The sequence below is a fragment of the Paenibacillus sp. J22P143 genome (assembly GCF_059692035.1).
This window is the reverse complement of record NZ_JCAUAQ010000009.1, coordinates 124,369-137,423: the sequence shown is the minus strand read 5'-3', so window position 1 is coordinate 137,423 and position 13,055 is coordinate 124,369. Positions and strand designations below refer to the sequence as shown.

Here is a 13,055-nt window from a genome sequence, read left to right as displayed (position 1 = left end):
GCAGCCAGAGGCTCTTGCCTATGTATCGGTATTTATTTGGGCAAATAAATAACTTGACCCACTACAATATCTTGATCGCCTAGACGATTCATCAGTTGAAGCTCACGAATTGTCAGTTGATAGCGCTTAGCAATGGATTCTAAGGTGTCTTCCTTCTGAACGATACATAACTTGAGCTTCTTGAACTCTTGCGACTCCGATCTGCTCTGGAGAAATAATCGTCTCCACTCTACCGCATCTATCCGCGATTCCGCCTCAAGAGCCGCTTTCGCCTCTGCTTCCGCAATCCGCTTGTCGGAAAGATACGAGCCTGCCTTTGATAATAACGATTTGATACCATACGGGCTAACCTCCACGGCGTCCGCTGCCTTCTTGCCAAAGGCAACTTTAAGCTCCTTTTTCTCCTCGGTAACAACGGTGCTATCGGCATGCGGGGTTACCTTCAGCTCGATCTGTTCCACTTCTATACCGAACGAGTCATCGCCATGAGAGACTGGTTGAGCCGCGATAACCGCTGGTTCAGGTACAGCTGCAATCAGGGTTGGAGATGGTGTAGGAAGCGGCGTAGGAAGAACTGGTGCCGGCGGTGGTTGGATCACCTGTTGCACCTGAGGCTCTTGAACTGCTGGTTCAAACTGTACTGGTGCCTGTGCATACGGAATGACAGGCTCGGAGCGTGGATACTCAACCTGATGTACAAAAGTAACCTCTTCTTCCTCCCGCCAGCTTTCTTGCGGCGCAGAAACCATTTCTACACCTTGCAGGGAAAGAACCCCCGTTACATTCAAGCTGCGAGCCGATAAGAGGTCGATATCAAAGTTCTCGATTTCCACCTGAATATCCTCTACACGATGAATGCGATTCAACGGCAGCGTGATTTCGACAGGAATCAAATGCTCAAGTGTGCGAGGGCTGCCGCCTTCTTCACTAAAGTAGTTACCCGTAAGTAGTAAATTCCCCTTTAAGATCGCTTGATCATCCAGCGTTAGTACTTGAATATGCGGAAGCAATTCTACTTCATTCAACTCTTGTATCGCCGCCAAATTCTCCTGCAAATGAACACGTTCATAAATATCAAATCGTAACCCTGGTTGTTGTTCAGACACCGAAATGTTTCCTCCCTTCCGTAAATTCGAAACGTCAATCTGCTCCGAATTGTTGGGTGATATACTTGATTGTCTCTAAAAGTATATGGGTGGAGGAGGCCAGGCATGACTACATTTTTATTATTTCTCCGACAGCTGTTCCAGTAATTCCTTGAAATCTAATGGATAAGGCGCATGAACAACAACCTCATCTTGCGTAATTGGATGTTTAAATAGAAGTCGTTCACCATGAAGGGCTTGTCGATGAAACAAACGTGAAGAACCTCCATATAAGGTATCTCCTACTAATGGATGCCCTAAATGACTCAGATGGACCCGGATCTGATGCGTTCTGCCCGTCTCCAACTCTACTTCCACGAGTGCTCCCGCTTTCATTTGTTGAAGAACACGATAGTGTGTAAGCGCCTGATCCCCATTGGGTGCCACTCTTCGCTTACCTGACTGATGGCGATCCTTGCCGATCGGTTCATCGATCCATCCTTCCTTCTCTTTAAAAATACCTTGAGCCAGCGCTACATAGCGTCGATCAATTTGCTTCTCTCGCATGGCTTCATCCAATAGGACCTGCGCCCACTCATTTTTGGCATAAAGAATAACGCCTGTCGTATCTTGATCTAAGCGATGAATATGGCGAATTCCACAGGCTTGTCCAGTCTCTTCATAATAGTAAGCTACTGCGTTAGCAAGCGTGCCACCTTGGCCGACTTCTGCCGGATGGACAGACTTTCCAGCTGGTTTGTTAACGACTAAAGTGAACTCATCCTCGAATAGAACGTCTAAATTATAGGACTCAGGATTAAACGCCGCCTTTTCCTGAGGAAACACCTTTAGCCGAATCGTATCACCTTCTACACGAATTAGCCCCTGTGAAGCTAAGCGCAGAAAAAATTTACGAGGTACAGGCAAGAACGCCGATATTTCTTCGACAGCACCCGGCTTAAGCGGTTTCCAATGTTCATTTGGAAGGGGCAGCACCAACCATTCACCATTACGTGACCAATTGATCATGATTCTCTGCCTTTGCGAAAAGATAGGAAGATTGCTAGCAGAACAAGTAGAAATACAAAAACAATCGCCATGAGGTCGATCGGAAAATCAAAAAAGTAATAACGTTTCATAAAAGAACGGACTCCTTAATTTAAGAGGGATTATGTACACTTTATTTTAACAATTACCATTACCATTTGCATGCAAAAATATGATACTATTAGTCTTGTATTGATTTTTTTCGACATTTTCTATCAATTTATTAATAGAGCAGGAGAGGTTTACATTGGGTAGTTCAATTGCAAATCATTTTCGAAATTATAGTTGGCTGAAGCGGACTTTACTTGTTATAGCAGTATGTACATTCTTAAGTTCTAGCTTTTTATTTCTAACCCCGCCAGGAACGTACATCCGTGAGTATTTGGCTAAAACAGTCATTACCACACAGCATCGTGACTGGGCATGGATCTTTGTAGGTGCTGGACGACGAGATCAAATGGTTCTTGAAATGCAGAATTTAACCGAAGTCAACTCCATCGAAAAACAAGATCTTGAGGCTGTACAATTTAATACAAATCGCCCTATCGAGAGCCTAGTTAAGGTAGAAGACATTTCAGGCACCCTATGGAAGGGTAAACGGATGTATGTATATGACCCACGTTCCATTCGTGTTGTCGTTCCCGCTAAACAAGGTGAGGGAGAACGAATTACAGCCATGGTTCAGAGAACGGGAGCCGTTGCCGGCGTGAATGGCGGAGGATTCAATGATCCTGACGGCCTTGGAAACGGATTTGCCCCAATCGGTGCTATTATGTCCGGTGGTGAAATTCTTTATACCGACCAAGAAGGAAGCAACCCGCAACAAATCGTCGGTTTCACGAAGGAAGGAACACTCATTATCGGTAAGTATACGATTAACGAATTACTGAAACTCGGCGTATCCGAAGCCGTTTCCTTCTACCCGCGTGTCATCGCGAACGGTAAACCGCTTATTACAAGCGGTGATGGCGGATGGGGACGCGCACCGCGTACCGCGGTTGGCCAAAAAGCAGATGGTACGGTTATCTTTATCGTCATTGATGGCCGTCAAACTTCAAGTGTTGGCGCTACGCTGAAAGAAGTTCAGGATCTATTCTTAGAAGACGATGTCATCAACGCTGGATTCCTTGATGGCGGAGCATCTTCCGAGATGGTTTATAATAATGCACTCATTACCAAACCATCTAGCCGTTATGGTGAGCGTCGATTACCTTCAGCTTTCTTAGTGTTCGATCATCCTGAGAAAGTCGAAGTGAAGAACGTGTGGGCTGGTTTGACTTCGATTGATGCAGGCGGTGCTTCTACTCACCCTGAATTCTTGAAAGAACAAGCAGAACTAAAAGCAGCAGGGAAATTACCTACGCCAGCACCGAAAGCAACGCCTACACCATCTGCAAAGCCAGAAAATACGACCGAAGCAGGCAAAGCTGGCGGATCTTCATCACCATCGAGTACGGATTCTTCGAAACCGAATTCGACCGACAAACCGTCAACTGGGTCACCAACGAATTCGACAAGCCCTACACCAACACCCACACCTACACCAACGTCAGGTAATGGTAACACAACGGAGAGCACGAAGCCGTCAACAACACCGTCGTCATCAGTACCGAGTGCCACACCGAAGCCAACAACCAATGGAACAGGAACAGGAACAGGGACATCAGTACCTACGGTTTCTCCAGCTCCAACAGTTAAACCAAATTAAAATAATTAGGGCTGCTCTCACGTAGATATTCTACGGAGGGCAGCCCTTTTCTCATTCTTATAGACGTTTCAACGCTTCGCGATGCGCGTCAATCGTCGTTTCAATATCCTCATTGGAATGAACGGTCGAAACAAACATCCCTTCAAACTGTGAAGGTGCAACAGAAACACCTAAATCTAACAAGTGACCGAAATAAGCATTAAATCGGCCTAGATCGGATGTTTTGGCCGTGTCGTAGTTCGTCACAGCCGTCTCCGTGAAAAATGGACAAACCATCGAACCTACGCGATTGATCGTGCTAGCAATACCGAACTCAGCAGCATTCGCGGCGAAGCCCGCTTCCAATCTTGCCGACTTGCGTTCCAGCTCCTCATAGACATTCGGCTCACCTAGCAAGGACAATGTTGCAAAGCCCGCCGCCATAGCAAGCGGGTTACCAGATAACGTACCTGCTTGATAAATAGGACCCGCTGGAGCAATCTGTTCCATGATGTCCAAGCGACCGCCATAAGCACCCACAGGAAGTCCACCGCCGATAACTTTCCCTAGACATGTTAAATCAGGCGTTACACCGTATAAACCCTGTGCACAGTTCTTATGTACACGGAAACCAGTCATAACCTCATCGAAAATTAGCAAAGAGCCGTATTGCTTCGTAATGTCACGAAGACCTTGCAAGAAGCCTGCCGCGGGAGGAACAACCCCCATATTCCCTGCAATAGGTTCTACGATAAGCGCGGCGATTTCTTCACCAAACTTTTCAAAAGCCAGCTTCACGGATTCCAAATCATTATAAGGAACCGTTATCGTATTCGCAGCCACACTGCTCGGAACACCAGGACTGTCCGGTAATCCAAGCGTCGCAACGCCCGATCCAGCCTTGATCAGCAAGGCGTCTGCATGCCCGTGATAGCTTCCTTCGAATTTCATAATTTTGTCGCGCTTCGTAAATCCACGAGCCAATCGCAATGCACTCATTGTCGCTTCTGTACCCGAATTGACCATCCGAACCATATCGATGGATGGTACACGCTCAATAACAAGCTTCGCCATCTCTGTTTCCAACAGCGTCGGAGCTCCAAAACTTGTCCCTTTGATAGCTGTAGCCTGAATCGCTTCCAAAACAGTCGGATGTGCATGACCCACGATAAGTGGGCCCCATGAACCTACATAGTCAATAAAGGTATTCCCATCAATATCCGTTACCCGAGAGCCAGATCCACTCTCCATGAATAAAGGTGTTAAGCCAACCGATTTAAAGGCGCGAACTGGACTGTTCACACCGCCAGGAATCAGCATTCTTGATTCTTGAAAAGCAGCCGCTGATCGTTTGTCGATTCTGCTCGAATTTCCCATTATTTAGCCCCCAATAACGTGATCTTGTGATAAAATGAGTCATACCTTAACCAATAACTACCTACAAAGGCGGTACAACCTATGCTAGAGCTTATCAAAAAAGTCCCTTTATTCGCCCAATTAAACGAGCATCAATTGAACGCCGTTGTTCAAATATGTACAAGACGTACTTATAAACCGGGAACCATCCTATTTTCAGAGAAAGAAATAGGTTCTGTTTTCTACATGGTGATTAGCGGCTCCGTTAAGATCTACACGACAAGCAACGCAGGTGAGGAGAAAATACTGTCGATCTGCAAATCCAGCGAGAGCTTCGGCGAGCTTTCCCTCATTGATGGCAAGCCTCGTTCTGCTTCTGCTCAAACCTTAGAAGAATGCATACTGCTAACGATAACGGGCCAGAGCTTCCTTGACTTGCTCCGTACTCATTTTGACATTAGCTTAGGTATCATGCAAGAACTTAGCAATCGTCTGCGCGATACGAATCAACAAGTCCATGATTTGACCTTCTTAGATGCTAGAACACGCGTCATCAAGAGCTTGATCAAGATGGCCAATTCACACGGATTACGAAAAGGAACCTCGATTATCATTAAGCTTGTACTGAGCTATGATGAAATTTCACAGCTAGCTGGTGTTCAGAAATCAACGCTCATGCAGGTCATTCGTGATCTAGAAGAGAAGCAAATTCTGAAGATATCTTCTTCTGAATTCACGCTGGATCTGACTAAGCTGCGGTAATCAGCTTACTATTACATCCTGTAACTTCTGTGCAAAGGCGAGCTCCGCTAGCTGATCCGCAGCCTCTTTTCCTTGCCTTATACAATCGGGCAGTCCTACGCCATGAAATCCTGCACCTGTGACGAGAACTCGCGGCATTGCTGCAGTAAGTTCTTTTTTGAAATGAGCAATCTCCTCTAAATGACCTACAGGGTATTGCGGCATCGAATGCATCAACCTCGTCACTTCAGCGAATCCTGGTTCAGCCGTAATTCCAAGTAAATCCTTAATATCATGTCGTGCTTTACTTATTAATTGTTCATCGGACCATGCCGGCCAATCTTGCTCGCCAGAACGACCTATGTAACAGCGCAGCAGTACCTTGCCTTCAGGCGCAGTATGCAGCCACTTGGCTGAGGTTAAGGTACAGGCCGTAATGGTATATCCTTCATGCTTAGGTACAAGGAAACCGGAGGCATCCAGTTCAAACGGGATATCTTTACGTTCGAAAGTCATGATCACATTGGCTACTGATATATAGTCAATCTTCGCAAGCTTGCTTGCTGCCGGAAGCTCCGCAAGCAGCTTAGCTGCTTGATACGTAGGCGTCGTCACAATGATCCCGTGGGCGATCTCACGATGACCGTCATCAAATGTAACCTCTGTTTGTCCGTCCCCTATTTTACGCACGGAGACAATACCAACACCCGCACGTAAATCCACCGTACTCAAAGCGTCAACTAATCCTGTCACTAACGACCCAAGCCCTCGCTTAAACGTCACAAACACCGAATTGCGAACAGCCGCAGGCAAATGCGCGCTTTCCTCGGTCACATTCTTGCGGCTCGCCATCATCCCCAGAATTAAGCTGCGATTCTTCTGTTCCATAGCGCGAAACTGTGGGAATGTGGCTTTCAAGCTCAGCTTATATGTATCTCCCGCGTAAATCCCTGCAAGCAGCGGCTCAACAATGCGCTCGAGCACTTCCTTACCGAGTCGACGCTCAAGAAAATGTCCAAGCGACTCATCTTCAGCGATATCTCGCTTCGGCAAGATCAGATCCAAAGCAGCTCGCAGCTTGCCCACTGGTGAAATAAGGCCTGTCTTCATAAAAGGTGTCATTTGTGTCGGAATCCCTAGGACCAAACCAGGAGGCATGCGGTGCAGCTTTCTCCCGCGAACAATGAAGGTTTTCTTGGCTTTCGGATTCGTACCCGTCAGCTCGTTTTCCATGCCAAGATCATACGCCAAATCAATAATCGGGCGTTTGCGGGCAAGGAAAGAATCTGGCCCCTTTTCGATGACAAAACCATCACGCACAACCGTATGAATTTTCCCGCCAAACGAAGGTGATTTCTCCACGACAGAAATGCGGAAGGGGGCACTGCCATCCGTCTCCGTCATCCGTTTTTTCAAATAAAAAGCAGCGCTTAGCCCAGTAATACCTCCGCCAATAATCATATAATGAGGCACCCCAGTACTCATCTTGAACTCGCTGTCTCTTGCCATTTCTTGTAGACAACATCACTTAAGGTTTCCATGTAAAGGGGATCGGTATTGAGCGACTCTGTCCGTTCCAAATGTACGCCTAGCTCTTTCGCCAACGCTTGCGCTTCGATATCTATATCATAAAGAACCTCTAAATGATCGGAAACGAAACCGATTGGACATAGTAGAATCTGATCCACGCCTTCTTCTTGCTTAATCGTACGAATGACGTCCAGAATGTCCGGGCCTAACCAAGGCATAGCCGTCTGTCCCGCACTCTGCCAACCAAACTGCCAATTCGTAAGACCCACGCGTTCAGCAAGTGCTTTGGACGTAGCCAGCAATTGATCCGGGTACGGATCCTTCATCTCCAGAATTTTCTCTGGCAAGCTGTGTGCGGTAAAGATAACTCGCACGTTATCACGATTCGCTTCCGCAAATTTCCCCAAAGCATTCTCTACACGAGTTTGCAAGGCATCCAACAGCTTCGCATGCAGATGATAATCCAGAACGAAAGTCATGTTAAGACCTAGCGAGTCTGCTTTATCCTTGGCTCTCTTCACATAGCCACCGACACTCATCGTCGAGTAGTGAGGCGCTAGAACGATCCCTACAGCCTCTGTGATGCCATCCTTAACCATCTGCTCAACACCGTCTTCTACATAAGGCTGAGCGTGCTTAAGACCTTGGTAGCAGACGAATTCAAGCTCAGGGTGCTCAGCACGCAAAGTAGCCTCAAGCCCTTTAACTTGCTTATTCGTATTTTCACGCAGCGGGAAGAAGCCGCCAACAATGGCTTCATAGCGCGTCGTTAATTCATGCAACTGTTCAGGTGTAGGAGGATGGCCCCGTCTAATATGTGTGTAATACGCTTCAACTTGATCCAAGCTTTCCGGCGTACCGTACGACATGACTAAGACACCAATGCGCTTTTGGCTCATATTAAACACCACTCTTTCCTGCTTGCTGGGTTAAAACCGAATGAGAATACGTATGAACGAAGGTTGTTAATTCTTTCAATTTATCCAGCGATGCCTCTGGGAATAGACCATGTCCTAGGTTGAAAATAAACCCTGGCTGCTTCATCCCATCATCCATGATCGCTTTCGCTTGCGCTTCGATCACGCTCATCGGCGCTGTCAAAATATAAGGATCCAGGTTCCCTTGCACCGCATAGCGGTTCTGCAATCTTTCGCGACCAACGGAAATTGGTACCCGCCAATCCAGACCAATGACATCCGCTTGAATCGTCGTCAGATAGGGAAGCAATTCACCCGAGCTAACGCCTGGGAAATAAATTTTCGGTTCTTTCAAGTCGGACAGTTCTTTGAAAATTCTCATCATCGTAGGCCGCACATAGACGTCGAAATCGGCCGGAGAGAGTGCTCCCACCCAGCTATCGAATACTTGAACGGCTTTCGCCCCATTGGCGATGTGTGCACGTAGATACGTGATCACCATATCCCCGAGCTTATCCATAAGCGCGAACCAGACTGCTGGCTCCGAATACATCATTTGCTTCGTACGAATATAGCTCTTCGAAGGTCTTCCTTCAATCAAATAGCTGGCAATTGTAAAAGGAGCACCCGCGAACGAAATCAACGGAACTTCCAATTCCTTGTCTAAAATACGAATCGTTTGTAGAATGTGGGACAAGTCTTTCTCCACATCTATAGGACGAAGACGTTCCACATCTTGAGCCGTACGAACCGGCGTATGTATAACAGGACCGATATCTTTGACAATATCAAAATCAACACCAAGCGAAGCCACGGGATTCATGATATCCGAGTACAAAATCGCGGCATCTACGCCAAGCTTTTTGATCGGCATCATCGTCACTTCAGCTGCAAGCTCTGGTTGCTGACAAATTTCGAGCAAGGAGTACTTTTCCTTAATCTTACGGTAGTCTGGGTCGTAGCGACCTGCTTGACGCATATACCACACGGGCAGCGTGTCTACCTGTTCTTTCCGGCATGCTTTAATAAAATTATCGTTATAACTCATGAGGCACCTTCCTCTTGTTTCCATCTATTCTCATCCATTATGCCCTAATTATACCCCTCTCACAACCAAGGTAAGCTTACCTATTGCGACAAAAGTATGACAAAAAGAACCACCGAACTCTGTATTAGATCACAGAGGACAAATGGTTCTCGTTCCAGCTTATTTTTGTAGGTATCTTGCGATATCTTTGGCAAAATACGTTAGGATAATATCGGCTCCCGCACGTTTGAAGCTCGTCATTGTCTCCATCACAATCGCTTCTTCATTCACCCAACCTTGCTGCGCCGCAGCCTTCACCATAGCGTATTCTGCGCTCACATTGTAAGCGACAACAGGCAAGTCAAAGTTATCCTTCAGCATGCGGATAATATCCATGTAAGCGAGCGCTGGCTTCACCATGAGGAAATCAGCTCCCTCGACGACGTCGCTTGCTGCTTCACGAAGGGCTTCACGGCTGTTAGCCGGATCCATTTGATACGTTTTACGATCGCCGAACTGCGGTGTGGAATGCGCAGCATCACGGAAAGGACCGTAGTAGGCTGATGCATATTTGACGGAATAGGCCATGATCGGCGTATTCTCGTATCCAGCCTCATCAAGTCCAGAGCGAATCGCTTGCACGTAGCCATCCATCATATTGGAAGGAGCAATAATATCAGCACCTGCTTTGGCTTGTGAAACGGCTGTACGAACGAGAAGTTCCAAAGAAGGATCGTTCGCTACATCCGCTTGCCCTGTAAGCGGGTGGTGATGAATGACGCCGCAATGACCCGTATCGGTAAATTGACATAAGCACGTATCTGCGATAATTAGCAAGTTCGGGTTAAGCTCTTTAATAAAACGTGTAGCTTGCTGCACGATACCGTCATCCATAAATGCGGAAGTTCCTGTAGCATCTTTAAAATCGGGTACACCGAACAAGAGAATCGCTTGAATGCCTAACTGCGTGATTTCATCAATCTCCTCTTTCAAGCGGTCTAGCGAGAAATGATACACACCAGGCATCGAGGCAATTTCTGACTTTACATTAGTGCCGTGAGTAACGAATATCGGTTGAACAACATCGTTAACCGTCACTTGATTTTCACGTACAAGATTACGAATGGCTGCATTTCCGCGCAAGCGGCGGTTACGAACGATTGGAAAACTCATGATGGATTTCCGCCTCCTTGAATCATGCTTTGTACCAAAGAAGCGACTGTTGCTTCTTCAGCCATATATGTCATCGACAGACCTGCCCCAACAACAGTTTCTGCCGTTTTGGGACCAATAACTGCGATCTCCACGCCTTGCAGCAACGATAATGGATCTTCCATACCGAGTTGCTTCAAAGCTTCGAGTAAATTCGTAACGGTAGATGAGCTTGTAAAAGTGATGATATGAATGCTTTTATTTTGTAAAAGGTGAATGATCTCGTCTCCGTCATCGGTGGTCAGCACATTCTCGTACACATCCACTTCCGTAACTTCGAGCCCTAGCTCCTTCAGTTTAGAAGGCAAGTAATCGCGTGCAAGATCGGCCGTTGGTAACAACACCTTCTGACCAGCGTTCAAATCCCCTTGAATGGCATCTAAGATGCCTTCACCCGTAAATTTAGCTGGAAGTACGTCGGCAATAATGCCTCGCTCTGCAAGTGCTTCTGCTGTCTTAGGACCTACAGCGGCAATACGCGCGTTCCCCATTCTACGAACATCGATGCCTTTCTCACGCAATCTGCGGAAGAAGAATTCAACGCCATTCGCACTCGTAAATAGAATCCAGTCAAATTCCTGCAGATGATCTAGTGCTTGGTCTAGTGCAAGTTGTGCTTCGGGGCGACTCGGCGGTTGCAAGCGAATCACCGGGAACTCAACGGGCTCTCCACCGAGATCATCGATCAGATCCACTAGTTCACTTGCTTGACTTCGAGCTCTCGTAACGAGCACTCGCTTGCCAAACAGCGGTTTCTTCTCCATCCAAGCGAGCTTTTCACGGAGCTTTACAACCTCACCAACAATAATAACAGCTGGGGATTTGAAGTTCGCTTCCCGCACTTTTTCTGTTATATCTGCAAGTGTTCCCGTAATGGTCGCTTGATCAGCCCAAGTTCCCCATCTGACTAGCGCAACCGGCATTTCTGGCGGCTTACCGCATCGAATCAATTCACGGCATATTTGCTCTAGATTGGCAACACCCATGAGGAATACCATCGTGCCAATCGCTTTGGCTAGGTGCTCCCAGTTCAGGGATGAGTACGTTTTATTCGGGTATTCATGACCCGTAACAATCGCAACAGACGAAGTGAAGTCGCGATGGGTCACAGGAATTCCCGCATAAGCTGGAACAGCGATCGACGAAGTGATTCCCGGGATAATATCGTAGGTAATGCCGTTATCAACTAGAAGCTCAGCTTCTTCCCCAACACGTCCGAACACACTAGGATCTCCGCCTTTAAGTCTTGTTACGATTTTCCCTTGTAAAGCCAAATCTACGAGTAATTGATTAATTTCTTCTTGTTTTAGTACATGTTTATCTGGGAGCTTACCAACAAAGATGAGTTCTGCTTCTGGTCTACGATGCTTCAATAAGCGTGGATTGGCGAGACGATCATAGACGATAACGTCGGCTTTCTGGATCGCTTCCATGCCACGAACCGAGATGAGCTTAGGATCTCCAGGACCCGCTCCAACAAGAAAAACTCTTCCTTTGTTCACAGCCATCACTCCCTCACCTCGGCTAGAATCTTTTCAGCTCCTTGTGCGATGAGCAACGAAGCGACAAGTTCACCTAATGCTTCCGGATCGTTACCGGAAGCTGTTTCCTTGAGCATGGTCACGCCATCCGGCGTTCCTACCATGCCTGTGAGGGTCAGCAGCGAGGCGTCCCCGCTGTTCGTATCGTTCAGGCTCGCGTATGCCCCGAGCGGCACCTGGCAGCCTCCGTTGAGTCTGCCGAGGAAAGCCCGCTCCGCTCGCACCGCGAGCGCCGTTGGCTCATGCTGGAACTTGCCCAGCAAGTCCAGCACGAACTTGTCGTTGCCGCGGCACTCGATGCACAGCGCTCCCTGCCCTACGGCAGGGAGGCATAGCTCGGGCGGCAAGTACGCGCTGATGCGATCTTGCCAGCCGATCCGGTGGAGACCGGCGGCGGCAAGCATAATCGCATCGAAGTTCTCTTCTTCGAGCTTGCGCAGCCTCGAATCAATGTTGCCCCGGATCGACTCGATCCGGAGGTCCGGGCGGTGATGCTGCAGCTGGCTAGCACGGCGCAGCGAGCTTGTGCCGACGAGCGCACCCTGCGGCAACTCGTCCAGCGAACTGTAGCCGCGCGTGATCAGCGCATCGCGCGCATCCTCGCGCTTGGGAATCGCGCCTACAACGAGACCTTCGGGTAGCTCGAAGGGCATGTCCTTCATGCTATGCACGGCGATATCAATCTCGCCGTCTGTCAACGCCTGTTCGATTTCCTTAACGAACAGGCCCTTGCCTCCGACTTTGGATAACGTGACGTCCAGAATACGATCGCCTTTCGTTACAATTTTCTTAATTTCAAATTGACATTCAATGCCATGCTCTTTCGCAAGTTGCTTCAAAAGTTCCACGGCTTGTCCCGTTTGAGTCAGTGCCAAGGCACTCTGTCTTGTCCCAACAATAATCGTTTTCATT

11 protein-coding genes are annotated in these 13,055 nt (G+C 47.7%); 2 read left to right on the top strand and 9 right to left on the bottom strand.

All coding sequences use genetic code 11. From position 1 onward, the window contains the following. Positions 1-32: 32 nt before the first annotated feature. A complete protein-coding gene (locus tag AC58PQ_RS15565; protein ID WP_497242967.1) occupies positions 33-1,106 on the bottom strand; it encodes a LysM peptidoglycan-binding domain-containing protein in 1,074 nt (357 codons plus the stop codon). Between the two features lie 120 nt (positions 1,107-1,226). After that, entirely contained in the window at positions 1,227-2,114 is an 888-nt protein-coding gene (locus AC58PQ_RS15560; protein WP_497242965.1) for an RluA family pseudouridine synthase, read from the bottom strand. A 265-nt stretch (positions 2,115-2,379) separates the two neighbouring features. On the opposite strand from AC58PQ_RS15560, the gene AC58PQ_RS15555 reads away from it, so the two are divergent. Further along, a complete protein-coding gene (locus tag AC58PQ_RS15555; RefSeq protein ID WP_497242963.1) occupies positions 2,380-3,840 on the top strand; it encodes a phosphodiester glycosidase family protein in 1,461 nt (486 codons plus the stop codon). A 57-nt stretch (positions 3,841-3,897) separates the two neighbouring features. Here AC58PQ_RS15555 and hemL read toward each other — a convergent pair whose 3' ends face one another. After that, positions 3,898-5,196, bottom strand: coding sequence for a glutamate-1-semialdehyde 2,1-aminomutase (hemL, locus tag AC58PQ_RS15550; protein ID WP_497242961.1), 1,299 nt, complete (start codon positions 5,194-5,196; stop codon positions 3,898-3,900). An 81-nt stretch (positions 5,197-5,277) separates the two neighbouring features. On the opposite strand from hemL, the gene AC58PQ_RS15545 reads away from it, so the two are divergent. Further along, positions 5,278-5,937 carry a Crp/Fnr family transcriptional regulator gene (locus AC58PQ_RS15545; RefSeq protein ID WP_497242959.1) on the top strand — a complete coding sequence of 220 codons (660 nt, stop codon included), beginning with the start codon at positions 5,278-5,280 and terminating at the stop codon, positions 5,935-5,937. On the opposite strand, the gene hemG is transcribed toward AC58PQ_RS15545, so the two are convergent. From hemG to hemC, 6 genes are all read right to left on the bottom strand, one after another. Continuing rightward, entirely contained in the window at positions 5,938-7,401 is a 1,464-nt protein-coding gene (gene hemG, locus AC58PQ_RS15540; protein ID WP_497242957.1) for a protoporphyrinogen oxidase, read from the bottom strand. It abuts the gene before it with no gap. Further along, positions 7,398-8,345, bottom strand: coding sequence for a ferrochelatase (hemH, locus tag AC58PQ_RS15535; protein ID WP_497242955.1), 948 nt, complete (start codon positions 8,343-8,345; stop codon positions 7,398-7,400). Before hemH ends, hemG begins: the two co-directional genes overlap by 4 nt. Position 8,346: 1 nt before the next feature. Then, positions 8,347-9,411, bottom strand: coding sequence for a uroporphyrinogen decarboxylase (gene hemE / locus AC58PQ_RS15530; RefSeq protein ID WP_497242953.1), 1,065 nt, complete (start codon positions 9,409-9,411; stop codon positions 8,347-8,349). Between the two features lie 159 nt (positions 9,412-9,570). Continuing rightward, positions 9,571-10,563: a porphobilinogen synthase gene (gene hemB, locus AC58PQ_RS15525; RefSeq protein ID WP_497242951.1), complete on the bottom strand. Its 993-nt coding sequence runs from the start codon at positions 10,561-10,563 to the stop codon at positions 9,571-9,573. Further along, positions 10,560-12,110: a uroporphyrinogen-III C-methyltransferase gene (gene cobA / locus AC58PQ_RS15520; protein WP_497242949.1), complete on the bottom strand. Its 1,551-nt coding sequence runs from the start codon at positions 12,108-12,110 to the stop codon at positions 10,560-10,562. The genes hemB and cobA overlap by 4 nt, the downstream gene beginning before the upstream one ends. After that, on the bottom strand, positions 12,110-13,054 hold the full coding sequence (hemC, locus tag AC58PQ_RS15515) for a hydroxymethylbilane synthase (RefSeq protein WP_497242947.1): 945 nt from the start codon (positions 13,052-13,054) through the stop codon (positions 12,110-12,112). Before hemC ends, cobA begins: the two co-directional genes overlap by 1 nt. Between the last annotated feature and the right edge of the window lies 1 nt (position 13,055).